This is a genomic window from Microbacterium sp. LWH12-1.2 (genome assembly GCF_040675825.1).
In the GTDB taxonomy this organism is placed as follows: Bacteria; Actinomycetota; Actinomycetes; order Actinomycetales; family Microbacteriaceae; genus Microbacterium.
In genome coordinates this window covers 2,934,633-2,959,597 of the sequence record NZ_JBEGIJ010000001.1, presented here as the reverse complement: position 1 = coordinate 2,959,597, position 24,965 = coordinate 2,934,633, and the positions used below count along the sequence as shown (strand labels likewise).

Here is a 24,965-nt window from a genome sequence, read left to right as displayed (position 1 = left end):
TTCGTTGCGAGCGCAGATACCGGCCGGATGACGCTGTTCTGCCCTCTCCAACGAGCCTTTCAATGATTCACGACACCCTGTGTCATGTATTCGAAATAGAGTTCTCACATGCGCGCCGACCGCCTCGTCTCTTTGGTGCTGCTCCTGCGCCAACGCGGCCGGCTGTCCGCCACTGCGCTCGCACGCGAGCTGGAGGTGTCGACCCGCACCGTGCTGCGCGACATCGAAGCCCTCTCCGCCGCCGGCGTGCCGGTGTACGCGGAGCGCGGTCGGCACGGCGGGTTCGAGCTTCTCCCGGGATTCCGCACCGAACTCACCGGACTGAACCACGACGAAGCGTTGGCTCTGCTCACCGCCGGATCAGGAAGGGGGGAGCAGGTCTTCGGCCTGGGATCGGCGCTCGCCTCGGCCATGCGCAAGGTCGTCGACGCCCTGCCCGACGGCCATCGCGCGGCAGCCGATAACGCCGCCCAGCGCATCCTCATCGAGCCTTCGACAGATCTGCTCGCCCGTCGCCAATCGAGCGAGGACATCTCCGCCACGGTCATGAGCGCGGTCCGCCGCGCCGTTCTCGCCGGACGCAAGCTGCGCATCCACTACTCGGCCGCAGATCGCGACGCGGTCTGGCGCACCGTCGACCCGATCGGTCTGGTCACCGTGCGCGACAAGGGCTACCTCCTCGCCGCCGTCTCCGGGGCAGACCGCACCTATCGACTCTCGCGAATCCTCGAGGCAGAAGAACTCACCGAGACCGCTGACCGACCAGCGCAGGTCGATCTCGACCGGATCTGGCAGGAGCGCAGCATCCGATTCCGCACCGGCGGCGACCAGCTGATCGTACGCGCACGGGTGGAACCGTCACGGCGCGAGGAGCTCGTCGGCACCGCACTCGCGGTGCTCTCCGAATCGGCAGATCCTGCGGGAGGGCTGCTCCTCGAGGTGAGCTTCCAGGACCTCCGGCATGCCGAGTGGGCGTTCTGGCAGCTCAGCACGAATGCCGAGGTGCTGGCGCCGCACTCCCTGCGCGCGGCTCTTCGCGACCGCGCGAGCGCGCTCGCGACGCAGTACGACGACGAGGAATGAACGAAGAAACCCCGGGTCTGCGTGACGCAGAACCGGGGTTCGTATGTGGAGCCTAGGAGATTCGAACTCCTGACATCCTGCTTGCAAAGCAGGCGCTCTACCAACTGAGCTAAGGCCCCGAAAGGGTGTTCAATTTGAGTTACAGAGTGGGGATACCAGGACTTGAACCTGGGACCTCTTCATTATCAGTGAAGCGCTCTAACCGCCTGAGCTATATCCCCGTCAACCTCCAAGACTTTACCCGATTCTGACGGAGAATCCGAATCGAGCGGACGGAGGGGCCGCGACTCGATGCCGCGGCCCCTCCGTCGTGTCCCTGCGTCGAACGCGACCGATCAATCCTCGGGGCGCAGAGTCACGCTGCCGGCCGAGAGTGAGACGTCGATCGTGCGCCTCGAGCTCGACGATTCTTCGACTCTGCTGTCCAGTGTTCCGGCGCTGACGTCCTGCACGATGTTGTAGTCGACGTTCGGGAGCGCCAGGTTCACCGAACCCGCGCTCACGTCGATCGTCACGGTGTCCGGCGCTGTTCCGGTGAGTTCGACCATCAGGTCGCCGGCGGAGACGGCGAGGTCTGCTTCCGTCACTCCGTCCAGTTCGATGGAGGCACGACCCGCGCTCATGTCGATGTCGAGCACATGGGCGCTGCCTTCGATGGAGAAGAATCCGGCCCCCACCTCGACGTCGAGATCACCGAAATCACCCACGGCCTCGAGGCTCCCGGCGCTGAGAGTGAACTCGGCATCGAGCTTGGTCGCGCGCAGGCTCTCCGGAAGGGTCAGGACGACGGTCTCGGGTCCACTGAACCAGTTTCCGCCGAACCACCAGCCGAAGCCCGTATCAGGGCTGCGCACGATCAGGTCGTCTTCGTTGCGCTCCATCGTCCAGTTGCCGCGTCCGCCCGTGACCGTCAGTTCCGCCTCTTCGACGTCGTCGAACTGCACCGTGACGTCGCTCGCGCTGGCGTCGAGATCGATGCCCTCGATGCCGTCGACGTCGAGACTCTGCTCGGAGTCGGTGCGCGAGAGGTCGCTCGCTGCGGCGAAGGCGGCCGATCCCCCGGTTCCGAGGAGGGCGACACCGCCGATCACGGCGGTCACGATCACGATCGCTCTGGCACCGGAGGCCCGGCGCACGTCCTGCCCGCCATCTGCCGCCGATCCTGTGGTCGCGCCGGCATCCGCCGACGGAGGAGTCAGGGGAGTGGTTCCGCTCTGCAGGTTCCGATCTTCGGTACTCATCGTGCCGCTCCTGTCTGGGTGGTCGGGGGGTTGGCCCCGCCGTGATTCTCAATGTGTGCAAGGGCGGCGAGTACGCGTCGGTTTCCCGACTCGGGCTCGAGGCCCAACTTCTGGAAGATGGCCGTGATGTGCTTCTCCACGCTCGCCTCGGAGAGGAAGAGCAGCCCGGCGATCGACTGATTCGACTTGCCTTCGGCGATCAGTGCGAGCACCGTGCGCTCACGCTCGGTGAGCCGCAGCATCCGGTCATCCCGGTTTCGCCGTGTCAGCAGCTGAGCGACGACCTCGGGATCGAGCACCGTGGCACCGTCCGAGATCCGCTCGACCGAAGCCAGGAACTCCGAGACGTCGGCGACCCGGTCTTTGAGGAGGTACCCGAGCGGGCCTCCCTGAGCGGCGATCAGATCGCTGGCGTAGCGCTCCTCGACGTACTGCGAGAGAACGAGTAGCGGGAGCGACGGATGCGTCGACCTCAGGCCGAGTGCGGCCCTGATGCCTTCATCGGTGAACGTCGGAGGGAGGCGCACATCGAGGATGCAGAGCTCCGGGTCGGTCTCGGCCACGCTCTCGGTGAGAGCGGTCGTGTCGGGAAGCGCGGCGACCACGGTGTGACCGGCGTCTTCCAGAAGTCGTACGAGGCCCTCGCGCAGCAGGACCGAATCCTCACAGATCAGGATGCGCATGGCACATTCACCTCCAGCGACGTCGGTCCACCCTGAGGGCTGTCCAGACGGAAGGTTCCGCCGGCAGCGAGGATGCGGTTGGCGATGCCATCGAGGCCACCGCCCGGCTGCACCTGTGCTCCACCCATCCCGTTGTCCTCGACCCGAGCCCAGAGCGTTCCGCCCTCTCGGATCCGGACGATCACCCTCGCGTCACTGGCACGGGAGTGCTTGGCCGCATTGGTCAGAGACTCCGCGATGGCGAAGTAGACAGCGGCTTCCGCGTCGCGGCTGCACCGCCCTTCCATCCGCACGTCCAGGTTCACCGGAATGTGCGAGCGTCCGGCGAGCGCCGAGAGCGCCGCATCCAGCCCGCGATCGTCCAGCACCGAGGCGTGGATGCCGCGAGCGAGCTGGCGCAGTTCGGTGATCGCGGCCTTCGTCGAGGTGTGCGCCTCTTCGACGAGAGCCTTGGCCGTCGCCGGGTCTTCGTCGATCTTCTGCTGGGCGAGGCCCAAGGTCATTCCGACCGACACGAGGCGTGGCTGAACTCCGTCATGCAGGTCGCGCTCGATGCGAGTGCGCTCGAGGTCGGCAGCCCGCACCGCCCCCTCGCGCTGCGCGGTGGTCGTCCTGACTCGTTCCGTGAGTTCTGCCTCGCGGCTGCGCACGACGATCGAGAAGGCGAGCACACGGTGCAGAAGCGCGAGGCCGATGATGCCGGCGGCGGAGAAGAGCACTCCGATGATGCCGAACAGCGGCGCCCACATGGCCGGGATGCTGCCGAACGGACCGTTGACGGAGTCCACGTCGGTGAATGGAGCGAACGCTATGAACACCGACCAGATCAGGCCGGAGAACAGACGGAGCACGATCACTCCGGCGATGCAGGCGAGTGTGAAGTTCACAATGGAACGCCACATCCGCCCATCGATCGACTGTCGCCCGAGCGAGCGGATCCATCCGCTGAATCCGGTTCGTTCATTGGTCCGCCAGCGCAGGGGAGCGATATCGACGCTGTACAGCGTGCCGATACGGGCCACCTCGAACCAGCCGAGGCCGAACAGGGCGTAGACCAGGCCGACGAGGAGGATGATCCCGATGCCCGCGGCGAAGAGAAGCCCGAGTCCGGCGCCGAGGAGGCCGGTGAGCATCGTGAGAATTACTGATCCCAGCACGCCGAGTGCTGCCAGATGCAGCGTGGTGATGAACACCCGCAGCGGGAGTTTCGCCGCCTTCACCTGCGGTGGGGTCGAAGTCTGTGTCGTCATGGTTCCCAAGGTACGGCGACAGCTGACGCCGCAACACCGAGCAGACCGGAGATCAGAGTTCGGGTTATCCGGAAGGAACGACAAAGGGGCGGATGCCGCAGCATCCGCCCCTTCGCTGAAAAGAGATCAGTTCGACATGAACCCGACGAGCAGTCCGCCCGTCACCTTCACGGCGAGGTTGTAGATTCCGGCGATCACGGCGCCGAGCACGGTGAAGACGATCAGGTTCAGGATCGAGACGACGGCGGCGAAGGCCATCACCTGGGGCAGACCCACGACTTCGGAGAGCTGGATGCTGCCGTCGGTGAAGCTCGCGACGAACTCATCGGCCTTGGGCAGGACAGTCGCCTGGACCACCAGGTAGATGAGGAAGAACGACACCATCGTGACGATCGCCAAGGCAACCGCGCCGAGGAACGACAACTTCACGGCCGACCAGAAGTCGACGTAGACCAGGCGCAGGCGAACCTGCTTGCCGCCGGTCTTGCGCGTCGACTTCTTCGCCAGCTTGTCAGCTACTGTGCTCATGCGTCTTGGCTTTCCTCAGGGGTCTGTGTGGTCTCGGTCGCGGCTGCCGCAGCATCCGCTGCTTCCTCGACTTCTTCAGCGAGGCCCCGCTCGATGTTGCGGGCAATGGCGAGGATCCGGTCGGCTTCCGTCGTCCGGGCGAAAACCACTCCCATGGTGTCTCGGCCCTTGGCGGGCACCTCGGCCACGGCAGAGCGTACCACCTTGCCGCTGGACAGAACCACCAAGACCTCGTCGTCCTCAGCGACGATCAGACCACCCGCGAGAGTGCCCCGATCATCGTGGAGTTTGGCGACCTTGATGCCGAATCCACCGCGTCCCTGCACGCGGTATTCCTCCACCGCGGTGCGCTTGGCGTAGCCGCCGTCCGTCACCACGAACACGAACTGCCCGGGCGCTGCGACGGATGCCGAGAGCAGGCTGTCGCCTTCACGGAACTTCATTCCCTTGACGCCGGCAGTCGCACGACCCATCGGGCGCAGCGCCTCGTCGGTCGCCTGGAAGCGCACCGACATGCCGCGACGGCTGATCAGGAGGATGTCATCCTCCTTGTTCACCATCAGCGCGCTGACGAGTTCGTCCTCCTCGTTCAGGCGGATCGCGATCACCCCGCCCTGACGGTTGGTGTCGTAGTCACCGAGGCGGCTCTTCTTGACGAGACCGTCGCGGGTGGCCAGCACCAGGTAATCGGCGACCTGATAGTCGCGGATGTCGAGGACCTGGGCGATACTCTCGCCGGGCTGCAGCGCGAGCAGGTTCGCGACGTGCGTGCCCTTCGCGTCGCGTCCGGACTCGGGCACCTCGTAGGTCTTGGACCGGTAGACGCGTCCCTTGTCGGTGAAGAACAGCAGCCAGTGGTGCGTCGTCGTCACGAAGAAGTGCTCGACGATGTCATCCGCCCGCAACTGCGCGCCCTTGATGCCCTTGCCGCCGCGGTGCTGCGAACGGTAGTTATCGCTGCGCGTGCGCTTGATGTACCCGTCACGCGTGACGGTGACCACCATCTCCTCTTCGGCGATGAGATCTTCCATCGACACGTCGCCGTCGAACCCGTGCAGGATGTGCGTGCGACGCTCGTCGCCGAAACGCTCGACGATGCCCGTGAGCTCTTCGCGGATGATGGTGCGCTGGCGCAGCTCATCGGCGAGGATCGCCTTGTACTCGGTGATCTGCGCCTCGAGCTCGGTGGCCTGATCGATGATCTTCTGGCGTTCCAGGGCGGCGAGTCGGCGCAACTGCATCTGCAGGATGGCGTCGGCCTGGATGTCGTCGATGTCGAGGAGCTTCTGCAGTCCCTCGTTCGCCTCCTGCGTGGTCTGCGATCGGCGGATGAGCGCGATGACCTCGTCGAGAGCATCCAGCGCCTTGAGGTAGCCGCGCAGGATGTGCATGCGCTTCTCGGCCTCGTTGAGCCGGTACTGCGTGCGCCGCACGATCACTTCGATCTGGTGGGCGATCCAGTGCGTGATGAAGCCGTCGATCGCGAGCGTGCGAGGCACGCCATCGACGATCGCCAGCATGTTCGCGCCGAAGTTCTCCTGGAGCTGCGTGTGCTTGTACAGGTTGTTCAGCACGACCTTGGCGACGGCGTCGCGCTTGAGCACGACGACCAGGCGCTGGCCGGTGCGGTCGGACGACTCGTCACGGATGTCGGCGATGCCGGTGATCTTGCCGTCGCGAGCGAGGTCGCCGATCTTCACCGCGACGTTGTCGGGGTTGACCTGGTACGGCAGCTCGGTGACGACCAGGCAGGTCCGGCCCTGGATCTCCTCGACGTTGACGACCGCACGCATCGTGATCGAGCCGCGACCGGTGCGGTACGCCTCGTGGATGCCCTTAGTGCCGAGAATCTGCGCGCCGGTGGGGAAGTCCGGACCGGGGACGCGCTGGATGAGGCCGTCGAGAAGCTCCTCGCGCGGGATGCCGGGATTGTCCAGCGCCCACAGTGCGGCGTCCGACACCTCGCGCAGGTTGTGCGGCGGGATGTTGGTCGCCATGCCGACCGCGATGCCGACCGAACCGTTCACGAGCAGGTTCGGGAACCGGGCCGGGAGCACCGTCGGTTCCTGGGTCTGCCCGTCGTAGTTGTCGGTGAAGTTGACCGTGTCCTCTTCGATGTCCCGCACCATCTCGAGGGCAAGCGGAGCCATCTTGGTCTCGGTGTACCGAGGGGCGGCGGCGCCCATGTTGCCGGGGGACCCGAAGTTGCCCTGTCCGAGCGCCAGCGGATACCGCAGCGACCACGGCTGCACGAGACGGACGAGGGCGTCGTAGATCGCCGAGTCGCCGTGCGGGTGGTACTGCCCCATGACCTCGCCGACGATGCGGGCGCACTTCGAGAACGACTTGTCGGGGCGGAAGCCGCCGTCGTACATGCCGTAGATGACGCGGCGATGCACGGGCTTCAGCCCATCACGGACGTCGGGAAGGGCGCGGCCGACGATGACGGCCATCGCGTAGTCGAGATAACTGCGCTGCATCTCGAACTGCAGGTCGACCTGATCGATCTTGCCGTGGTCGTGCGCCGGCTCTGGGCGGTTTTCGTCAGTCATGTGTGTGTTTCAATTCCGGTCGTTGAGCGAGCGTGGCGAGATGGACACTCGCACTCAGATGTCGAGGAAGCGGACGTCCTTGGCGTTGCGCTGGATGAAGCTACGGCGAGATTCGACGTCCTCACCCATCAGCACACTGAAGATCTCATCAGCGGCAGCAGCATCCTCGATCGTGATCTGCTGCAGGGTGCGGGTGGAGTGATCCATCGTGGTCTCCCACAGCTCCTTCGGGTTCATCTCACCGAGACCCTTGTAGCGCTGGATACCGGCATCCTTCGGGATCCGCTTGCCGTTGTCGAGGCCGTGCTTCAGCAGAGCATCGCGCTCGGCATCGCTGAAGACGTACTCGTGTGCCGAGTTCGACCACTTCAAGCGGTACAGCGGCGGCATCGCCAGGTAGACGAAGCCCGCTTCGATCAGGCCGCGCATGTAGCGGAACAGCAGTGTCAGCAGCAGCGTCGTGATGTGCTGGCCATCGACATCGGCATCGGCCATCAGCACGATCTTGTGATACCGCGCCTTCTCGATATCGAACTCCTCGCCGATACCGGTGCCGAAGGCCTGGATCATCGCCTGGACCTCTTTGTTGCCCAGCGCCTTGTCGAGGCGGGCACGCTCGACGTTCAGGATCTTGCCGCGCAGCGCCAGGATCGCCTGGGTGTGCGGATCGCGGCCCTGCACTGCGGAGCCACCTGCCGAGTCACCCTCGACGAGGAAGATCTCGCTGATCGACGGGTCCTTGCTGGTGCAGTCCTTGAGCTTGTCCGGCATCGCGGCCGACTCGAAGACGCTCTTGCGACGCGCCGTCTCGCGGGCCTTGCGCGCGGCGAGACGGGCGGTGGCCGCGTCGATCGCCTTGCGGATGACGTTCTTCGCCTGCACCGGGTTGCGCTCGAACCAGTCTCCGAGCTGATCTCCGACGACCTTCTGCACGAACGCTTTGGCCTCGGTGTTGCCGAGCTTGGTCTTCGTCTGGCCCTCGAACTGCGGCTCGCCGAGCTTGATCGAGATGACCGCGGTCAGGCCCTCACGGACATCGTCACCGGAGAGATTCTCGTCCTTCTCCTTGATGATGTTGTTCGCGCGAGCGTACTTGTTCACCAGAGTGGTCAACGCCGCGCGGAATCCCTCTTCGTGCGTACCGCCCTCGTGGGTGTTGATCGTGTTCGCGTAGGTGAACACGTTCTCGGTGTACGACGTCGTCCACTGCATCGCGACCTCGAGAGAGATCTTGCGCTCGGTGTCCTCGGTCTCGAACGCGATGATCTCGTCGTTGACGACCTCGGCGTGGCGCACCTTGTTCAGATACTCGACGTAGTCGACGAGGCCGCGCTCGTAGAGGAACACATCGCTTGGCTGCTTCTCGACGGTCGCGCCGTTCTCCTCCACCTCATAGGCGGATGCCGGGCGCTCGTCCTGCAGCTCGATACGCAGGCCCTTGTTCAGGAACGCCATCTGCTGGAAGCGGGTGCGCAGCGTGTCGTAATCGAACTCGATGGTCTCGGTGAAGATCGCAGCGTCAGGCCAGAAGGTGATGACCGTTCCGGTCTCGTCGGTCTCCTCGCCCTTCTCCAGAGCCTGCTGCGGGACGCCGCCGTTCGCGAAGCTGTGGCGCCAGACGTGACCCTGGCGTTTGATCTCGACCTCGAAGCGGGTCGACAGCGCGTTCACGACCGAGGAACCGACGCCGTGCAGACCGCCGGAGACCGCGTAACCGCCGCCACCGAACTTGCCACCGGCGTGGAGGATCGTGAGCACGACCTCGACCGTCGATTTCGTCGGGTCGGAGGAGTGCGGGTCGACAGGGATGCCACGACCGTTGTCGACGACGCGCACGCCGCCGTCTTCGAGAAGGGTCACCAGGATCGAGTCGGCGTGACCGGCCATCGCCTCATCGACGGAGTTGTCGACGATCTCCTGCACGAGGTGGTGCAGACCGCGTGGTCCGGTGGAACCGATGTACATGCCGGGGCGCTTGCGGACGGCCTCAAGTCCCTCGAGGACCTGGATCTCGTCGGCACCGTATTCGCCGGGCTGCTTGGCTGGGCGCGAAGAGGCTGTGCTCGCGGATACGGGGGTTCCCCCGGTGGTCGATTCCGTCTCGTCAGCAGGGGATTCAGGCGTCATCAGAGGGCGTTCTCCACATCGATATCACGAACTCCCATTCTAGCGGGATTTTCGTGCCTCATGCGGCTCAGCGGCCATGTGCGGCCCTGTAATCGATCCGAACCCCCTCGATGATGCCCTACCCGTAGGTATCGCGCGGGCCCCGCCCTGGAACGACTCTGGGACCCCATTTCCAGGAGGGAACGTCCGGTCCGATGAAACGGAGGTTCTCGACACCTGCGTCCGGGTACCGTCTGCCGATCTCGGTGAGGATCGTCGCGCGCATGAATTGGAGGTTCTTCGCCCAGGCCGTCGAGTCGCATTTGACGGTCAGGACGCCGTTCTCCAGCGACACGGGCTCCGAGTGCTGGGCCGTGCCGGCGCCGGCGAGATCCGCCCACTGCCGCACGAGGTCTTCTCTTGCGAGCGTGATCTGCCAGCCGGAATCCCGGCTGAGCTTGTCGAGCACCGAACCGAGGGCTCCCGGATCACGGCCGGGAGTGAACGGGGCGTTGTCATCATCGTCCGCGATGCGGCGCTTGCGCTTCCACGACTTCGAGCTCGGCTTCAGTCCCCGCAGGCGCAGATACGTGGCGACGGTCTCCGGAGTTTCGGCTGCCGATGTATCAGTCATCTACTCCTCCCGGCTGGATCTCTGCGTCCATCGCAGGACGTTCATCGCTGATGGTGCCCGCGTCGATCCGCACCACGTGTGCGTGCAGCACCGCAGGGATATCCTCCTCCACCGCTGCTGTCACCACCACCTGCTCATAACCCGCGGTCAGCGCGGCCAGCCGCTGGCGACGGTCCGCATCGAGTTCGGCGAAGACATCATCGAGGATCAGCACCGGGTCCCCGGCCGGCGACTCGCTGCGCAGCAGCTCGGCCGACGCCAGTCGCAATGCGAGCGCCACCGACCAGGACTCGCCGTGCGAGGCATAGCCCTTCACTGGGAGACCCCGCACGCGCAGGATCAGGTCGTCGCGATGAGGGCCGACCAGGGTGAGTCCTCGGTCGAGTTCCTGAGTGCGCTTCGCCTGCAGCGCGGCGCGGAACAGATCGGCGATCTCGCCTCGGGTGTCGGATGCGGCCTCCTCGCCCTCTTCAGGATCGCCACCGCGTACGGAGAGCGCCCATTCCAATTGCGGCTGGTGATCAGCACCGGCGATCGCCGCATAGGCGGTCGCGACCGGACCCTGCATATCGGTCGCGAGTCGCTGCCTGGCATCGATGATCTCGGAGCCGAGGGCGACGAGCTTGTCATCCCACACGTCGAGCGTGGTCAGTCCTTCACCGCGGACGCCGCGGGCGCGCGCCGACTTCAGCAGTGCGGTGCGCTGCTTGAGCACCCGGTCGTAGTCACCGAGCACGGCTGCCATGCGAGGTGTGCGCTGGATGAGCAGCTGATCGGCGAAGCGGCGTCGGGATGAAGGGTCGCCGCGGACGATCTGCAGATCCTCTGGAGCGAAGAGGACGACGTGCGCATAGCGGGGGAGCTCATTGATCTTCGACGGTGAGCCGTTGATGCGCGCCTTGTTCGAGCCCTGGCGATTGACCTGCACCTCGGCGAGCACCTTGCGTTCGCCGTGCGACAGACGGGCCCGGATGATCGCGAACTCCTGGCCGTCTCGCACCATCGGAGCATCCGACGACACCCGATGCGAACCGAGTGTGGCGAGGAAGACGACCGCCTCGGCGAGATTCGTCTTGCCTTGGCCGTTGCGACCGACGAGCACGTTCGGCCCCGGGTGGAGGGAGAGTTCGGCGGTCGCGTAATTGCGGAAATCGACCAAGCTCAGATGTTCCACAATCACGGGGGTCAGCCTAGTCGTTGGGTCGGACAGTCTTGGTTTGTCTGGGGACCGGTTGCCGGGAGGCTCCCCTTCGCTCGCAGAGCGGGTTCCCTCCCGCTTCGCGGGCCCCTCCCGATGCTCGCTCCGGGGACCTCCCGGCACCCTGACGTTTCTTGTTGATACGCACTGAGTTGCGCGTTTCGAGGGAGTAGGGGGTGGCAGCGTCTCGCTTCGCTCGACGACTGCGTCGGATGCTGCGACTGACGAGGCCTGTTTCAGGAGGTTCATTGCGCCACACCCCGGTTCGCACCATCCCCGGTCGTTGAGCGAGGGAGCGCCAGCGACCGAGACGAAACGCGTTGATCCTGCGGAATCTCGCGAGACGCGAGGCCGATCAGCGGAGAAGAAGGTTGGGCTGCAGCAGGTACTTGAACGAATCCAGGCCGGCCTGCTCCACCGACGTCTGGCTGGTGATCAGCACCGGGCTCAGCTTGTTCGCGTTGTCGCTCGACGTGAACGTCACGCGGACGAACTCGCTCTTCACGGCACCGAGCGCTTCGATCAGGTACTGCGGGTTGAGCCCGAGAGCGACGTCGTCGCCACCGGAGAGGATCGCATCGACCGACTCCGATGCACGAGCGTGCTCATTGCCGGACGCGTCCATCGTGACGCTTTCGCTGGTGAACGTGAACCGCAGCGGAGCGGCTCGGTCCAGCACCAGCGACACACGACGAACGGCCTCGACGAGGTCGGCCGTGTTCACAACCGCGTAGTGATCGGTCTGCTCGGGGAACAACCGGCGTACGGGCGGGAAGTTGCCCTTGATGAGCAGCGACGTGACAGTCTTGTTCCCCGCCGTGAAGGCGATGATCTCGCGCTCACCTGCTCCGGAGAACGCGATCTGGATGGTGCCGGCGTGACCGAAGGTCTTTCCGACCTCGAGCAACGTGCGCGCCGGAACGAGAGCGGCCTGTTCGACGGCGGCGCCGTCCCACGGGATGTCGCGCAGCGACACCCGGTAGCGGTCCGTCGCGACCAGGCTCAGGCTCTGACCCGTGACTTCGAGCTGCACACCGGTGAGCACGGGAGTCACATCATCGCGCGATGCGGCGAAGCCGACCTGAGCGATCGCCGTGCCGAAATCATCAGCCGGAACGACGCCGGTGGATCCGGCGACCTCGGGAATCGACGGGTATTCCTCGACCGGCATGGCCGCGAGAGTGAATCGGGCGGATCCGCAGCTGACGGTGATGCTGCCGTCGTCCTCGACCGCGATCTCGATCGGGGCGTTCGGCAGCCGGCTCGCGATGTCGGAGAGCAGACGGCCGTGAACGAGGATCGTGCCCGGAGTCTCGACCGTTGCTTCGATGGTCGTCCGTGCGGATGCTTCGTAGTCGAAAGCCGAAAGTGTGAGTCCGGAACCATCCGCCTCGATCAGCACACCGGCCAGGATCGGCTGCGGATTGCGCTGGGGCAGAAGCTTGACGACGAACGACACAGCCTCGCTGAAGACATCGCGGTTGACCTGAAACCTCACGGGTGCTCCCTTGTCGTCGTGCTCTGATGTGTCGTCATCATCCGGTCCCTGTGCAGGGCTTCCCATGCTAGCCCCACAGTCCGGCGGTTCCCTACGCCGGGGTTCCGCCGACTTCTGGTGATCGGATCGCGCTCATGAAGGGTTAACTCCTTAACGGTGTTAACCGCTGTGGATTCTGTGGATAACTCGGTGGATAGTAGTCGCGAGTAGGGAACTACACGGCTGTGACTTGTGGAATCCCTGAGGAATCCGCGGTTGGGGGTGATCCACAGCGACTGGACCAACCCCATAGTTATCCACAGGTTCTCCGTATTCACCCACATTCGTCCCGACTTGAGTCCGTCTCATCCACAAGTTATCCACATGTGCATAGAGGCATTTATCGGCGTGGCGCGGCCGTGTCGACCGACAGAAAAGGGGGACACAGCATCCATGGGATGTCCGTGCCCCCTCGCAGGAGTGTCATCGGGCCGTTGAGACGCGTCAGCGACGGCCGAGCTGCGTGGTGATCTCGGTGACTTGGTTGTAGATCGAGCGCCGCTCCTTCATGAGCTCGCTGATCTTCTTGTACGCGTACATCACCGTCGTGTGATCGCGGTTGCCGAACAGCTGACCGATCTTCGGCAGGGAGAGACTCGTGCGCTCCCGGCACAGGTACATGGCGATCTGACGGGCGGTGGCGATCTGCTGAGAGCGGCTCGAGCCGTAGAGGTCGTCGACGGTGAGCTTGAAGTACCCCGCCGTCGCAGTGATGATGTCGGTCGGCGAGATGATGTTGTCTTCGGCCGTGTCGATGATGTCGCGGAGGACCGTCTGGGCCAGAGAGATGTCGAGCGCAGACCGGTTCAGGCTCGCGAACGCAGACACCCGGATGAGCGCCCCCTCGAGTTCGCGGATGTTCGAGGAGACGACCGTCGCGATGTACTCCAGCACCTCGTCCGGGATATGCAGCGATTCGCTCTGCGCCTTCTTGCGGAGGATCGCGATGCGGGTCTCGAGGTCAGGAGCCTGCACGTCGGTGATCAGACCCCACTCGAAGCGACTGCGCATCCGATCCTCGAAACCGGTGAGGTGCTTGGGCGCGACATCACTCGTGATCACGACCTGCTTGTTGTGATCGTGGAGAGTGTTGAAGGTGTGGAAGAACGCCTCCTGCGTCTCGGCGCGGCCCTGCAGGAACTGGATGTCATCGATCAGGAGGATGTCGACGTCGCGGTATCGCGCCTGGAAGGCGGCTCCACGGTTGTTCGCGATCGAGTTGATGAAGTCGTTGGTGAACTCCTCGCTGGAGACGTATCTCACCTTCACCCCGGTGTACAGCGACTGCGCGTAGTCGCCGATGGCGTGCAAAAGGTGCGTCTTGCCCAGTCCGGAGTCGCCGTAGATGAAGAGAGGGTTGTACGCCTTCGCCGGTGCCTCTGCCACAGCGACCGCGGCCGCGTGCGAGAAACGGTTCGATTGGCCGATGACGAAGTTGTCGAAGGTGTACTTGGGGTTGAGTCGTGACTCGTGCCGGATGGGTGTCGGCTGCTCCATCGGCGATTCGGGGCGAGGCTGCTCCGGACGTCCGTAGTCCGCGACGGCGATCGGGGCCGTCGCCTGCTCGACGAGCTCGTGATTCACGACCACCCGGTATGAGGTGACTTCCTCGCCGATGAGGGAGAGGGCTTCCATGATCGGCAGGCGCAGGCGCTTGTTGATCTGTGCGGCGGTCAGATCATTGGGGACGTCGAGGTAGAGCGTTGCGCCCATGACTCCAGCCGGAACCGCGAGGCTGAGGAACCCCTGCAGCTGCGGTGTGACTCGATCGTCATCTGCCAGGAGCTCCTGCACTGTCGTCCAGATCGGCACATCGGGCAGGGCAGGTGAGGACATGGTGCTCCGGACGCGGATCGCGGGTGGTCAAAAACGTACGGCCCCCCTGTGGATAACTTCGGATGCCACGGTAGTCACCGCAGCTGTGAACGGCAACCTGCCCAGGAGATTCCGCGCGCGTGTTGCACGCACGCGGGCGGCCCGGTTGTGGATAATGGCTGTGCGCATCGTGTCGGATGCGGTCACTCGTTGTGCGCAGATTTGCTCTGGGCGCCGTCAAGACGTACCCTTAGTCGGTTGACTTATGCCATTTTTGGCAGTTCCCCATGTCTCCGGTCGCAGTGAACCCGGTGGCAGTATTCCCGGAGTGATTCCATGAGCAAGCGCACCTTCCAGCCCAACAACCGTCGTCGCGCCAAGAAGCACGGTTTCCGTGCCCGCATGCGCACGCGTGCCGGCCGCGGCATCCTCGCGGCTCGCCGCGCGAAGGGCCGCACCGAGCTCTCCGCGTAGCCCGCTGTGCTCGCCCGCCCGTATCGATTGACCCGCGGGAGCGACTACCGACTGGTCGTTCGACGTGGGTCACGCTGTGGCGGGGCGCGCGTCGTCACCTCCATGTTGTCGACGGGCGAGAGCAGAGCCGCGCGATTCGGCTTCATCATCAGCAAGCAAGTGGGTACCGCTGTGGTGCGCAACACCGTTCGTCGACGGCTCAAAGCCGTCTGCGCGGAGGCGCTCGAGCGCGTCCCTGAGGGCACGGATGTCGTCATCCGTGCCCTTCCTGCGTCTGCCGCGGCGAGTTTCGCCGAACTGCGCGCTGATGTGGACCGCTGCCTGGGTCGACTCGCCACCGATCGGACCCTGCCATGACGGCTCTTCCCGGTTCGTCGGTCGGGACGGCGCAGTTTCACGCGCACGACGCTGTTCGCAGCATCCCGCTCATCCCCCGCAATCTGGTGCTGGGGTTCCTGGCCGGCTATCGCAAGCTGATATCCCCGCTGTATGGAGATGTCTGTGCGTACTACCCGTCATGTTCCGCCTACGCTGTAGGTGCGGTGCAGCAGCATGGCGCCGGACGGGGAGCGTTGCTCTCGGCCTGGCGCATCCTGCGATGCAATCCCTGGACTCGCGGTGGCGTCGACGACGTACCGCCGCACGAACACTTCCGCCACGACTTGACCTCGAACGGTTTCGTCGTCCCTGCTCGAAAGGACTGATCGGTGGGTCTCGACCTTCTGTTCGCTAGTACCTCGCCCCCGCCGGCCGCGGGCGGGTTCGATCTGCTCAGCACCATCCTCTGGCCCCTGAAGTGGGTCGTCGAGTTGGTCCTCGTCGCGTGGCACGCCCTGTTCACTGCTGTCGGGCTGCCCGCGGCATCCGGCATCACCTGGGTGCTCTCGATCGTCGGTCTTGTCATCGTCGTCCGTGCCGCTCTGATCCCGCTCTTCGTGAAGCAGATCAAGAGTCAGCGAAAGATGATGGAAATCGCTCCTGAACTGCGGAAAGTCCAGGAGAAGTACCGCGGCAAGAAGGATCAGCTCTCTCGTGAGGCCATGAGCCGCGAGACGATGGCGCTGTACAAGAAGCACGGCACGACGCCGATGTCGAGCTGTCTGCCTCTCCTGATGCAGATGCCGATCTTCTTCGCCCTGTTCAGCGTGCTGAACGATGTGACCAAGCACGCCGGCTGGGGTGTCGGCGGTGTCGGGCTCTTGAATGCCGATCTCACGCGAGAGTTCTACGACGCCAAGGTCTTCGGCGCATCTCTGCATGAGACGCTCGGCAACGCGGTGGACGCACAGAACGTCACCGCGATCATCATCCTCGCCACCCTGGTCGTCCTCATGATCGGGTCGCAGTTCTTCACGCAGCTGCAGATCATCTCGAAGAACCTCTCCCCGGAAGCCAAGACCGGGCAGGCGTACCAGATGCAGAAGATCATGCTCTACGTGCTTCCGCTGGGCTTCATCTTCTCTGGCGTCTTCTTCCCCCTCGGCGTCGTCGTGTACTGGTTCATCTCGAACCTGTGGACCATGGGCCAGCAGTTCCTCGTCATCCGTGAGATGCCCACCCCCGGTTCTGAGGCGGCGAAGGCCCGCGAAGAGCGGCTGGCTCGCAAGGGCAAGGCGATCGATTCCTCGGGCAAGGTCGTTCCGATGTCGGTCTACGAGGCTGAGCAGCAGCGTCTGCTGGACGCGGTCGAGAAGGCGAAGGCCGAAGCACCGAAGCGTCAGCAGCCGGTGGGTAAGAAGCGTGCGAAGAAGAAGGGGACCGGCTCATGACGACCGAGAGCGTGACCGAGCGGACCGAGCCGACAGTGGCCGAGCTGGAGAACGAGGGCGACATCGCCGCGGACTTCCTCGAGGAGCTGCTGGACATCGCTGACATCGACGGAGACCTCAACCTCGATGTCCGTCAGGCCCGCGCGTATGTCTCGGTAGAGGCGGAAGGAAACGGCCTCGCGCTGCTCTCCGCACCGGACACCGTCCAGGCGCTCCAGGAGATCACCCGCCTCGCCGTGCAGAACAAGACGGGGCAGTTCTCCCGGCTCATCCTCGATGTCGGCGGTTCCCGCGATGCTCGTCGTCGTCAGCTGGAGACCTTGGTGGATGCTGCGGCTGTGAAGCTCGACGAGGGAGCGTCGCAGGCGTCCCTTCCGGCGATGTCGAGCTACGAGCGCAAGCTGGTGCACGACGTCGCGGCCGAACGCGGACTCGTATCCGAGTCGTACGGCGAGGGTGCGGACCGGCACACGGTTCTTCGTCGTCGTTGATGTTTCACGTGAAACATTCACGCGGAGATCGTTCATGAGTGCAGTAGAGGTCGAGCCTGCCGTCGCAGCCGATCTCTTCGGGGATCGGCTCGACCTTGCTCGCGCCTTCACCGAGGCGCTGGCACGCGAGGGCGAGGAGCGCGGCCTCATCGGTCCGCTGGAACTGCCACGGCTGTGGACGCGACACATCCTCAACAGTGCGGTCGCGGCCCCACTGTTCTCAGGGTCTGTGGCGGACATCGGGTCTGGCGCCGGCCTGCCCGGAGTGGTGCTCGCCATTGCGCGTCCTGATGTGCAGTGGACTCTCGTCGAGCCGATGGAGCGCCGCGTGACCTGGCTCAATGAGCAGGTGACAGCTCTCGGACTAGACAACGTCGAAGTTCTGCGTGCTCGTGCCGAAGAAGTACGCCGCCCTCAGGGCTTCGACGTCGTCACCGCACGTGCCGTCAGTGCGTTGCGTACGCTGATCCCGATCACGGCCCCGCTGGTCCGCAGTGGGGGAGAGCTCATTCTCCTCAAGGGGATGAACGTGGCCAACGAGATCGACGCAGCGGAGAAGCAGATCAAGAAGTTCCGGCTTTCCGGGGTGCGCGTGGAGATCCTTGGTGAAGGTGTGCTCGAGGAGACGACGCGCGTTGTGCGAGCGGTTGTTCGCGGCTGAAGTCGGTTTGTCGGTGTTTCACGTGAAACATTGAGGTGCTGGGTCGGTTGGTTTCGTTCGTTTCGTTGGCTTCGTCGGTGCGTGGGGCATCTTGGAGGCCGGGCTCCGGGATGCTCCCCCTCGTTCGCAGAGCGGGTTCCTTCCCGCTTCGCGGGCCCCTCCCGATGCTCACTCGGGGGACATCCCTGCGCCCTTCGTCGTGTGGATGATGATGGCATCCCATCATGAGGTTGGTAGTAGGGGTGGGGCAGCGTCTCGCTTCGCTCGACGACTGCGTGCGGGGGTCATCGTATGGTTACGGTGGGGTGGTGGGTTGGGCTCTGTGTGTGGACGTTTCACGTGAAACATCGACATGATGAGCGGGTGGAGTACTTGTCGATCGATGTGCCGGTGTGGCTGTGGCAACGCGTCGATGGTTGCGTCGATAACAGCATGGCGGTCGATGTCGTGGAATCGGTCCTGGAGTCGGTGAGCATCGGATCGTGCGTGCGTGACGAAGGTTGGCGAGTCGCAGCCTCGTTTGTCGGTGAAACCGATGAGCACGGGTGGCCACCTCAAGATCATCCCTTGCCTGTAGTGCTTCAGTGTGCCCATTGGGAGTGGGTACTCACCCAACTCGACAGGTGGATGCCGTACGAGGACGACGACGCGATCGCACAGGCGCGCGATCTGATCCAGGAATCGCTCCACTCACCCTGATGTTTCGCGTGAAACGGGCCAAAAAGGGACAGTTTCACCATGTACTCCCCACCCTCACAACTACCCATACATTGGCCCAGTGTCGCGACGTTGTTTCACGTGAAACATAGACGTACTTCCTCCGGCGCAGTCGTCGAGCGCAGCGAGACGCTGATACCCAGTGCCGCAACATCCCACTGATTGCTCGCGGAAACCATCTTCGGCACGATGCCAAGGGCGCAGGGATGCCCCCAGAGTGAGCATCGGGAGGGGCCCGCGAAGCGGGAAGGAACCCGCTCTGCGAACGAGGGGGAGCATCCCGGAGCCCGGTCTCCAAGAAACCCGAGCCGTCTGACCAGACAAGGCGACAAGTAACGTCCCCCGTTGCGATTAGAGTGGAATGCGGCCCCGAAAGGAGTGGATGTTTCACGTGAAACAATCCGAAAAGGCATCACCGAAGAGTTCTTTCGGGATGGATACGCCGCTTGCGCGGGAACTTGCCGACCTCACTGCCCGCCGCCGTGCGTTGGAAGCTGTGAAGGTCGAGTTCACGGGGGAGACGCGTGTTCTCACCGTTTCCAACCAGAAGGGCGGGGTCGGAAAGACCACGACCGCGGTGAATATCGCGTCGGCTCTTGTGAGCCTGGGCGCGAAGGTGCTCGTCATCGACTTAGACCCGCAGGGCAACGCATCGACCGCCCTTGGCGTCCCGCACAGCGCGGATGTTCCGAGTGTCTACGACGTCCTGATCGAGGAATTTCCGCTGGCAGACATCGTGCAGGTCAGCCCAGAGAATCCCAACCTCTTCTGCGCGCCGAGCACCATCCACCTGGCCGGGGCTGAGATCGAACTCGTCGCACAGGTCGCCCGCGAGCACCGCCTTCGTCGTGCGCTCCAGGAGTATCTCCGCGACAGCCCCGTCGACTTCGTGATCATCGACTGCCCGCCGTCGCTGGGCTTGTTGACGATCAACGCATTCACCGCGGCATCCGAGGTGTTCATCCCCATCCAGTGCGAGTACTACGCCCTGGAGGGGTTGAGTCAGCTTCTCGGCAGCATCCAGATGATCCAGAAGCACCTGAATCCGGAACTTCACCTGTCCACCATCCTGCTGACGATGTTCGATGGACGGACTCGGCTCGCGCAGCAGGTGGCTGAAGAGGTCCGCAATCACTTCCCGAGCCAGGTGCTGAACACCGTGATCCCGCGCTCGGTGCGGGTGTCGGAGGCGCCGAGCTTCGGCCAGACCGTGATCGCCTACGATGGGCAGTCCGTCGGCGCAATCGCCTATCGCGAGGCAGCCGTCGAGATCGCGTCGCGTACCGCGTCGCAGAGCAAGGAGAAATGATGGCCAAGCGCACTGGACTGGGCCGGGGGATCGGCGCACTGATCCCCACTGCAGATCAGGTGGAGCGTCCGGTGGACGTGTTCTTCCCCGGCGCGAACCTCCGACCGTCGCAAGGGATCGAGGTCAACGGTCCTGACGTTCAGCCGAAGGCGGAGCTCGCGGAAGTCCCTGGCATTCACCTGGTGCAGATCGATCCCCACAAGATCGTTCCGAACCCGCGTCAGCCGCGCACGCACTTCGACACCGAAGATCTCGCCGAGCTGGTGCACAGCGTCCGTGAGTTCGGTGTGCTGCAGCCGGTGGTCGTTCGCAAGAACTCCGACGGTGAGTACGAGCTCATCATGGGGGAGCGGCGCACCCGGGCTGCGCGCGAAGCGGGGCTCGAGGCGATCCCTGCCATCGTGCGCGAGACTGCGGATGAAGATCTGCTTCGCGACGCCCTGCTCGAGAACCTGCATCGTTCTGAACTCAACCCTCTGGAAGAGGCATCGGCTTATCAGCAGCTCCTCGAGGACTTCGGAATCACGCAGGAACAGCTGGCCACCCGCATCGGGCGCTCGCGTCCGCAGATCAGCAACACGATCCGCCTCCTGAAGCTGCCCGTACCGGTGCAGCAGCGGGTTGCCGCGGGTGTGCTGACGGCCGGACATGCCCGAGCCATCCTCAGTCTCCAGACACCGGAGGCGATGCAGCGACTGGCCGACAAAGTCGTGAATGAAGATCTTTCCGTGCGCGCCACGGAGGAGGCTGCCAAGTCCCAGCCGGCCGCCGCAGGTAAGGCTCCCAAGCCCACACCGGGAGCGCGCCGTGCGTACCTCGACGAGGTGTCCGGCAAGCTCGGAGACCGCCTGAACACCCGAGTGAAGATCTCACTCGGTGCACGCAAAGGCCAGGTCACGATCGATTTCGCCTCGATTCAGGATCTCAACCGAATCCTGAACGAGATCGGCGAAGAGGGCTACGGCAGCAGTTGAACTGCGTCTGAAATAGCGAAGCAGGGGAAGCCACCGAACGGATCGTCTCGAACGGTGGCTTCCTCTGTTGCGGTATGGCAAGGTGTTCCCCACCGGCAATGATGTCGGTGTTCTCGATCGCGGATGGAGTTGCCATGGCCGGCCACGGAGGAGCATCACCGACAGAGGAATCGATCTTCGACGATGACGATTCCTCGAAGAGCGCCGGAGTGATCCGGATCGCGATCGTCGCCGCCTTGGGTGGCTTCCTGTTCGGCTACGACAGCGCGGTGATCAACGGCGCAGTATCAGCGGTCGAGAAATCCTTCAACGCCGATCCGGTCGCCCTGGGCTTCGCTGTCGCATCGGCTCTCATCGGGGCGGCTGTGGGTGCGTTGCTCGCCGGGCGGATCGCCGATGCGATCGGACGCCTCGCGGTGATGAAGATCGCCGCCGTCCTGTTCCTGGTCTCCGCGATCGTGACCGGGTTCGCGCCCGCTCCTGATGGGCTCTGGGTCTTCGTCGTCGGACGCGTGATCGGCGGCCTCGGCGTTGGCATGGCCTCGGTCATCGCCCCGGCCTACATCGCGGAGATCGCCCCGGCCCGCATCCGCGGCCGTCTCGCATCCCTGCAGCAGCTCGCCATCGTCACCGGTATCTTCATCTCACTGCTCGTCGACTTCCTCATCGCGACCGCGGCGGGCGGCTCCTCTGAGCCGTTCTGGTTCGGCCTGGACGCCTGGCGGTGGATGTTCCTGGCCATGGCGATCCCCTCGGTCATCTACGGCGGCCTCGCCTTGACCATCCCCGAATCGCCTCGGTACCTCGTCGCGCAGCACCGCGTCGACGATGCCAAGGTCGTGCTCGCGCAGATGCTCGGCCCCGACAAGATCGAGACCACGATCATCCGCATCCAGCAGACCATGGAGCGCACGACGAAGCCGTCCTGGGCCGATCTGCGGACTCCTTCGGGCAAGGTCGCCGCGATTGTCTGGGTCGGACTCCTGCTGTCAGTTTTCCAGCAGTTCGTCGGAATCAACGTGATCTTCTACTACTCGAACATCCTCTGGGAGGCCGTCGGTTTCGACGAGTCGCAGGCGTTCGTGATCACGGTGATCGGTGCGATCATCAACATCCTGACGACACTGATCGCGATCGCCACGATCGACAAGTTCGGTCGCAAGCCGCTGCTGATCATCGGATCGATCGGCATGACGATCACACTGACGACGATGGCATTCATCTTCGGGACCGCACCCGTCATCGACGGATCTCCGCACCTTGAAGGAATGGCAGGACCGATCGCGCTCGTCGCGGCGAACCTGTTCGTCGTGTCCTTCGGCATGTCGTGGGGTCCGGTGGTCTGGGTGCTCCTGGGGGAGATGTTCCCGAACCGGATGCGTGCGGCGGCGCTGTCCCTCGCCGCTGCCGGCCAATGGGTCGCGAACTGGATCATCACGGTGTCGTTCCCCGGACTCAAGGACATCTCGCTGGGCCTCGCGTACGGTCTGTACGCGACCTTCGCGCTCCTCTCGCTGCTGTTCGTCTGGAGATTCGTGCAGGAGACGAAGGGCAAGTCGCTGGAGGACATGACCGAAGGGGCGGCGGCGCCGAGAAAGCGCTGAGAATCGGGCCGGATGCTGCAAACCGCGGCATCCGCGCCCGCCCCGTTTCCGGGAGCGTTTAGGCTGGAATCGTGTCCGAATCCATCCCCCGCCGCGCCAGCCTCGAAGTGCTGCGCGCGGAGGCGGCGGATGAACTTGCGGTGCTGATTCAGGAGCGTCTGCTCGGAGGTGAGGACCCGTGGGAGTTCATGGAGGACCTCCCCAGCGTGGACGAGCTCGTCGTGTATCTGCTCCGCGCCGACAACATCAATGCCAATGACGGGCTGCGCCCGAATGCCGCTCGCCACTACCGAGTGCTCCGCCAGATCGCCCTGGAATACCCCGAGTTGACCCCGGCGGTGTGGGGGCTTCTCGACGAGAAGCGGAAGCACCGGCGTTGGGACCCGACGGTCGCCTCCTGAGCCTTGACCCGCGGGCGGGATCGCCGTGACGGCACTCGCGGGATCAGCCCCGGATCAGCCGGCTTGGCCCCAGAGTGTTGCGAAGAACCCGACGACGGGCACAGCACCCAGAATGAATCCGACAATCCCGAGGATTCTCGGCCGAGAGACGATGACTGCGGCGATACCGACAAGAACGGCCGCCGCGCCGACGACGACGGACGCGTAGAACGACAGGACCGCGAGAACGGCGCCGTTCGAGAGGCCCTGTCCGTCCAAGGCGCCGCCGATGAGCCAATAACCGAGGATCATCAGCGTAGCCACCGCCCCCAGAACGACGGAGGTGATCGCGAGGCCGCGGCGGGAGCTGCTCGGTGCATTTGGCGTCATACGGAGGACACTAGCGGGCACGAGGTGGGTGCGATGACCCTGCTGACCATGTTTCACGTGAAACTCCGCCATGAACCTTCCGCTCCGAACGACGAAGCCCGTCACCTCCGTAGGGAGGTGACGGGCTTCGATGCGTCGATGGGTCAGCCGATGAACGCTTCGAGATCCTTCTCGAGGGCGAACTTCGGCTTCGCGCCGATGATGGTCTGCTTGACCTCGCCGCCCTGGAAGACCTTCATCGCCGGGATCGACGTGATCTGGTACTTCATGGCGAGCTCGGGGTTCTCATCGACGTTGAGCTTGAGGATCGTGATCTTCTCGGGATGCTCCGACTGGATTTCGTCGAGCACGGGGGAGACCATGCGACACGGGCCGCACCATTCCGCCCAGAAGTCGACCAGAACGGGACCATCGGCCTGCAGAACGTCCTGCTCCCAGGTCGCCTGGCTCGTCGCCTGTGCACTCATCAGAAACTCTCCTTGATCGTGGGATTCGCCTGCTACAACAGCGGGCGACCGGTATGTGTTCCCGCCTGGTCAGGCGACGATGATCTCCGCGGCCTCCGCAGCGGGTACTTCCACCGACGCATCCTCGAGGTCGGCGAGGAAGTGCTCCGCGTCGAGAGCGGCGACCGTTCCGGTGCCGGCAGCGGTGATCGCCTGACGGTAGGTGGGGTCGATGACGTCACCGGCAGCGAACACCCCGGGTACCGAGGTGCGCGAAGAGCGACCGTCGACCCAGATCGTGCCTTCGGCGGTGAGGTCGAGCTTGCCGTGCACGAGGTGCGTGCGCGGGTCGTTTCCGATCGCGACGAACAGGCCGTCCAGGGGCAGCTCCGACAGCGAGCCGTCGACGGTCGAGCGCAGCTGCACACCCGAGACCGCGCTCTCGCCACGGATCTCTGCGACCTCGGCGTTCCAGATGAACTCGATCTTCTCGTTCGCGAACGCGCGTTCCTGCATGATCTTCGATGCGCGCAGGGAGTCCTTGCGGTGGATGATGTACACCTTCGAGGCGAAGCGGGTGAGGAAGGTCGCCTCCTCCATCGCCGAGTCGCCGCCCCCGACGACCGCGATCGTCTTCTCGCGGAAGAAGAAGCCGTCGCAGGTCGCGCACCACGACACGCCATATCCGGAGAGGCGCTCCTCGCCGGCGACGTCGAGCTTGCGATAGGCCGAGCCGGTCGCGTAGATGACGGTGGACGCCTCATGCACTGCGCCGCTGCCCAGAGTGACCGTCTTGACCGGACCGTTCAGGTCGAGCGATGTGACGTCGTCGTAGAGCACCTCGGTGCCGAACTTCTCGGCCTGCTCCTGGAACTTGGCCATCAGTTCGGGGCCCTGGATGCCCTCGGGGAAGCCCGGGTAGTTCTCGACCTCGGTGGTGTTCATCAGCTCGCCGCCGACCTCGACCGAGCTGGCGATGAGAAGCGGCTGCAGGCTCGCACGCGCCGCGTAGATGGCAGCTGTGAAACCGGCCGGGCCGGACCCGATGATGATGACCTGACGCATGTGCTCTCCGTTGCTGAAAGTCTGTTCCCCTGCTTCAACCCATGGTAACCGCGGGTCA

Annotated in this window: 25 protein-coding genes and 2 tRNA genes; 12 read left to right on the top strand and 15 right to left on the bottom strand. The window is 64.4% G+C overall.

Annotated features, from left to right (window positions below):
• Positions 1–108: 108 nt before the first annotated feature.
• Positions 109–1,083 carry a helix-turn-helix transcriptional regulator gene (locus MRBLWH12_RS14145; protein ID WP_363549966.1) on the top strand — a complete coding sequence of 325 codons (975 nt, stop codon included), beginning with the start codon at positions 109–111 and terminating at the stop codon, positions 1,081–1,083.
• A 46-nt stretch (positions 1,084–1,129) separates the two neighbouring features.
• On the opposite strand, the gene MRBLWH12_RS14140 is transcribed toward MRBLWH12_RS14145, so the two are convergent.
• The 12 genes from MRBLWH12_RS14140 to dnaA all read right to left on the bottom strand — a co-directional run bounded on the left by MRBLWH12_RS14140 (position 1,130) and on the right by dnaA (position 14,648).
• A tRNA-Ala gene (locus MRBLWH12_RS14140) sits at positions 1,130–1,202 on the bottom strand.
• Between the two features lie 28 nt (positions 1,203–1,230).
• A tRNA-Ile gene (locus MRBLWH12_RS14135) sits at positions 1,231–1,304 on the bottom strand.
• A gap of 114 nt (positions 1,305–1,418) precedes the next feature.
• Positions 1,419–2,324 carry a DUF4097 family beta strand repeat-containing protein gene (locus MRBLWH12_RS14130; RefSeq protein ID WP_363549963.1) on the bottom strand — a complete coding sequence of 302 codons (906 nt, stop codon included), beginning with the start codon at positions 2,322–2,324 and terminating at the stop codon, positions 1,419–1,421.
• Positions 2,321–3,007, bottom strand: a complete 687-nt coding sequence (locus MRBLWH12_RS14125; protein ID WP_341976669.1) for a response regulator transcription factor — start codon at positions 3,005–3,007, stop codon at positions 2,321–2,323. Before MRBLWH12_RS14125 ends, MRBLWH12_RS14130 begins: the two co-directional genes overlap by 4 nt.
• Positions 2,995–4,257 carry a sensor histidine kinase gene (locus tag MRBLWH12_RS14120; protein WP_363549960.1) on the bottom strand — a complete coding sequence of 421 codons (1,263 nt, stop codon included), beginning with the start codon at positions 4,255–4,257 and terminating at the stop codon, positions 2,995–2,997. The genes MRBLWH12_RS14125 and MRBLWH12_RS14120 overlap by 13 nt, the downstream gene beginning before the upstream one ends.
• A 126-nt stretch (positions 4,258–4,383) precedes the next feature.
• On the bottom strand, positions 4,384–4,785 hold the full coding sequence (locus tag MRBLWH12_RS14115; RefSeq protein WP_341976671.1) for a DUF3566 domain-containing protein: 402 nt from the start codon (positions 4,783–4,785) through the stop codon (positions 4,384–4,386).
• On the bottom strand, positions 4,782–7,337 hold the full coding sequence (gene gyrA / locus MRBLWH12_RS14110; protein ID WP_363549957.1) for a DNA gyrase subunit A: 2,556 nt from the start codon (positions 7,335–7,337) through the stop codon (positions 4,782–4,784). The genes MRBLWH12_RS14115 and gyrA overlap by 4 nt, the downstream gene beginning before the upstream one ends.
• Positions 7,338–7,391: 54 nt before the next feature.
• A complete protein-coding gene (gyrB, locus tag MRBLWH12_RS14105) occupies positions 7,392–9,464 on the bottom strand; it encodes a DNA topoisomerase (ATP-hydrolyzing) subunit B (protein ID WP_363549955.1) in 2,073 nt (690 codons plus the stop codon).
• A gap of 118 nt (positions 9,465–9,582) precedes the next feature.
• Complete coding sequence (locus MRBLWH12_RS14100) at positions 9,583–10,077, bottom strand: DUF721 domain-containing protein (protein WP_341976674.1); 495 nt, start codon at positions 10,075–10,077, stop codon at positions 9,583–9,585.
• A complete protein-coding gene (gene recF, locus MRBLWH12_RS14095; protein WP_341976675.1) occupies positions 10,070–11,257 on the bottom strand; it encodes a DNA replication/repair protein RecF in 1,188 nt (395 codons plus the stop codon). The genes MRBLWH12_RS14100 and recF overlap by 8 nt, the downstream gene beginning before the upstream one ends.
• Before the next feature lie 373 nt (positions 11,258–11,630).
• The gene (gene dnaN / locus MRBLWH12_RS14090; protein WP_363549952.1) at positions 11,631–12,773 is read right to left on the bottom strand and encodes a DNA polymerase III subunit beta; all 1,143 of its coding nucleotides are present in this window, start codon (positions 12,771–12,773) and stop codon (positions 11,631–11,633) included.
• Positions 12,774–13,256: 483 nt separating this feature from the next.
• Entirely contained in the window at positions 13,257–14,648 is a 1,392-nt protein-coding gene (dnaA, locus tag MRBLWH12_RS14085) for a chromosomal replication initiator protein DnaA (RefSeq protein WP_341976679.1), read from the bottom strand.
• 315 nt (positions 14,649–14,963) lie between these two features.
• On the opposite strand from dnaA, the gene rpmH reads away from it, so the two are divergent.
• From rpmH to MRBLWH12_RS14030, 11 genes are all read left to right on the top strand, one after another.
• Entirely contained in the window at positions 14,964–15,101 is a 138-nt protein-coding gene (gene rpmH / locus MRBLWH12_RS14080) for a 50S ribosomal protein L34 (protein WP_013584598.1), read from the top strand.
• Between the two features lie 6 nt (positions 15,102–15,107).
• Complete coding sequence (gene rnpA / locus MRBLWH12_RS14075) at positions 15,108–15,458, top strand: ribonuclease P protein component (RefSeq protein ID WP_363549950.1); 351 nt, start codon at positions 15,108–15,110, stop codon at positions 15,456–15,458.
• Positions 15,455–15,805 (top strand): membrane protein insertion efficiency factor YidD, encoded by a 351-nt coding sequence (gene yidD, locus MRBLWH12_RS14070; protein WP_363549948.1) that lies wholly within the window; start codon positions 15,455–15,457, stop codon positions 15,803–15,805. The genes rnpA and yidD overlap by 4 nt, the downstream gene beginning before the upstream one ends.
• Positions 15,806–15,808: 3 nt before the next feature.
• The gene (yidC, locus tag MRBLWH12_RS14065) at positions 15,809–16,870 is read left to right on the top strand and encodes a membrane protein insertase YidC (RefSeq protein ID WP_363549946.1); all 1,062 of its coding nucleotides are present in this window, start codon (positions 15,809–15,811) and stop codon (positions 16,868–16,870) included.
• Positions 16,867–17,361: a protein jag gene (locus MRBLWH12_RS14060; protein ID WP_341976683.1), complete on the top strand. Its 495-nt coding sequence runs from the start codon at positions 16,867–16,869 to the stop codon at positions 17,359–17,361. Before yidC ends, MRBLWH12_RS14060 begins: the two co-directional genes overlap by 4 nt.
• Positions 17,362–17,395: 34 nt before the next feature.
• Positions 17,396–18,022, top strand: coding sequence for a 16S rRNA (guanine(527)-N(7))-methyltransferase RsmG (gene rsmG, locus MRBLWH12_RS14055; RefSeq protein WP_363549943.1), 627 nt, complete (start codon positions 17,396–17,398; stop codon positions 18,020–18,022).
• A 363-nt stretch (positions 18,023–18,385) separates the two neighbouring features.
• The gene (locus MRBLWH12_RS14050) at positions 18,386–18,721 is read left to right on the top strand and encodes a hypothetical protein (protein ID WP_363549941.1); all 336 of its coding nucleotides are present in this window, start codon (positions 18,386–18,388) and stop codon (positions 18,719–18,721) included.
• 400 nt (positions 18,722–19,121) lie between these two features.
• Complete coding sequence (locus MRBLWH12_RS14045; protein ID WP_407358947.1) at positions 19,122–20,048, top strand: ParA family protein; 927 nt, start codon at positions 19,122–19,124, stop codon at positions 20,046–20,048.
• Complete coding sequence (locus tag MRBLWH12_RS14040) at positions 20,048–21,022, top strand: ParB/RepB/Spo0J family partition protein (RefSeq protein WP_363549939.1); 975 nt, start codon at positions 20,048–20,050, stop codon at positions 21,020–21,022. The genes MRBLWH12_RS14045 and MRBLWH12_RS14040 overlap by 1 nt, the downstream gene beginning before the upstream one ends.
• A gap of 134 nt (positions 21,023–21,156) precedes the next feature.
• Complete coding sequence (locus MRBLWH12_RS14035; RefSeq protein ID WP_341976688.1) at positions 21,157–22,626, top strand: sugar porter family MFS transporter; 1,470 nt, start codon at positions 21,157–21,159, stop codon at positions 22,624–22,626.
• A gap of 71 nt (positions 22,627–22,697) precedes the next feature.
• Positions 22,698–23,027 (top strand): tryptophan synthase subunit alpha, encoded by a 330-nt coding sequence (locus MRBLWH12_RS14030; protein WP_341976689.1) that lies wholly within the window; start codon positions 22,698–22,700, stop codon positions 23,025–23,027.
• A 54-nt stretch (positions 23,028–23,081) separates the two neighbouring features.
• Here MRBLWH12_RS14030 and MRBLWH12_RS14025 read toward each other — a convergent pair whose 3' ends face one another.
• From MRBLWH12_RS14025 to trxB, 3 genes are all read right to left on the bottom strand, one after another.
• On the bottom strand, positions 23,082–23,396 hold the full coding sequence (locus tag MRBLWH12_RS14025) for a hypothetical protein (RefSeq protein ID WP_363549936.1): 315 nt from the start codon (positions 23,394–23,396) through the stop codon (positions 23,082–23,084).
• A gap of 143 nt (positions 23,397–23,539) precedes the next feature.
• Positions 23,540–23,863, bottom strand: coding sequence for a thioredoxin (trxA, locus tag MRBLWH12_RS14020; RefSeq protein ID WP_102193608.1), 324 nt, complete (start codon positions 23,861–23,863; stop codon positions 23,540–23,542).
• Between the two features lie 69 nt (positions 23,864–23,932).
• Positions 23,933–24,907, bottom strand: coding sequence for a thioredoxin-disulfide reductase (gene trxB, locus MRBLWH12_RS14015; RefSeq protein ID WP_363549932.1), 975 nt, complete (start codon positions 24,905–24,907; stop codon positions 23,933–23,935).
• Positions 24,908–24,965: the final 58 nt, after the last annotated feature.

Excerpts from the sequence above, each read along its gene's own strand:
- MRBLWH12_RS14145 (WP_363549966.1), top strand. The coding sequence starts at position 109 with ATGCGCGCCGACCGCCTCGTCTCTTTGGTGCTGCTCCTGCGCCAACGC.
- MRBLWH12_RS14130 (WP_363549963.1), bottom strand. The coding sequence starts at position 2,324 with ATGAGTACCGAAGATCGGAACCTGCAGAGCGGAACCACTCCCCTGACT.
- MRBLWH12_RS14125 (WP_341976669.1), bottom strand. The coding sequence starts at position 3,007 with ATGCGCATCCTGATCTGTGAGGATTCGGTCCTGCTGCGCGAGGGCCTC.
- MRBLWH12_RS14120 (WP_363549960.1), bottom strand. The coding sequence starts at position 4,257 with ATGACGACACAGACTTCGACCCCACCGCAGGTGAAGGCGGCGAAACTC.
- MRBLWH12_RS14115 (WP_341976671.1), bottom strand. The coding sequence starts at position 4,785 with ATGAGCACAGTAGCTGACAAGCTGGCGAAGAAGTCGACGCGCAAGACC.
- gyrA (WP_363549957.1), bottom strand. The coding sequence starts at position 7,337 with ATGACTGACGAAAACCGCCCAGAGCCGGCGCACGACCACGGCAAGATC.
- gyrB (WP_363549955.1), bottom strand. The coding sequence starts at position 9,464 with ATGACGCCTGAATCCCCTGCTGACGAGACGGAATCGACCACCGGGGGA.
- MRBLWH12_RS14100 (WP_341976674.1), bottom strand. The coding sequence starts at position 10,077 with ATGACTGATACATCGGCAGCCGAAACTCCGGAGACCGTCGCCACGTAT.
- dnaA (WP_341976679.1), bottom strand. The coding sequence starts at position 14,648 with ATGTCCTCACCTGCCCTGCCCGATGTGCCGATCTGGACGACAGTGCAG.
- rpmH (WP_013584598.1), top strand. The coding sequence starts at position 14,964 with ATGAGCAAGCGCACCTTCCAGCCCAACAACCGTCGTCGCGCCAAGAAG.
- yidD (WP_363549948.1), top strand. The coding sequence starts at position 15,455 with ATGACGGCTCTTCCCGGTTCGTCGGTCGGGACGGCGCAGTTTCACGCG.
- MRBLWH12_RS14060 (WP_341976683.1), top strand. The coding sequence starts at position 16,867 with ATGACGACCGAGAGCGTGACCGAGCGGACCGAGCCGACAGTGGCCGAG.
- rsmG (WP_363549943.1), top strand. The coding sequence starts at position 17,396 with ATGAGTGCAGTAGAGGTCGAGCCTGCCGTCGCAGCCGATCTCTTCGGG.
- MRBLWH12_RS14045 (WP_407358947.1), top strand. The coding sequence starts at position 19,122 with ATGTTTCACGTGAAACAATCCGAAAAGGCATCACCGAAGAGTTCTTTC.
- MRBLWH12_RS14040 (WP_363549939.1), top strand. The coding sequence starts at position 20,048 with ATGGCCAAGCGCACTGGACTGGGCCGGGGGATCGGCGCACTGATCCCC.
- MRBLWH12_RS14035 (WP_341976688.1), top strand. The coding sequence starts at position 21,157 with ATGGCCGGCCACGGAGGAGCATCACCGACAGAGGAATCGATCTTCGAC.
- MRBLWH12_RS14025 (WP_363549936.1), bottom strand. The coding sequence starts at position 23,396 with ATGACGCCAAATGCACCGAGCAGCTCCCGCCGCGGCCTCGCGATCACC.
- trxA (WP_102193608.1), bottom strand. The coding sequence starts at position 23,863 with ATGAGTGCACAGGCGACGAGCCAGGCGACCTGGGAGCAGGACGTTCTG.
- trxB (WP_363549932.1), bottom strand. The coding sequence starts at position 24,907 with ATGCGTCAGGTCATCATCATCGGGTCCGGCCCGGCCGGTTTCACAGCT.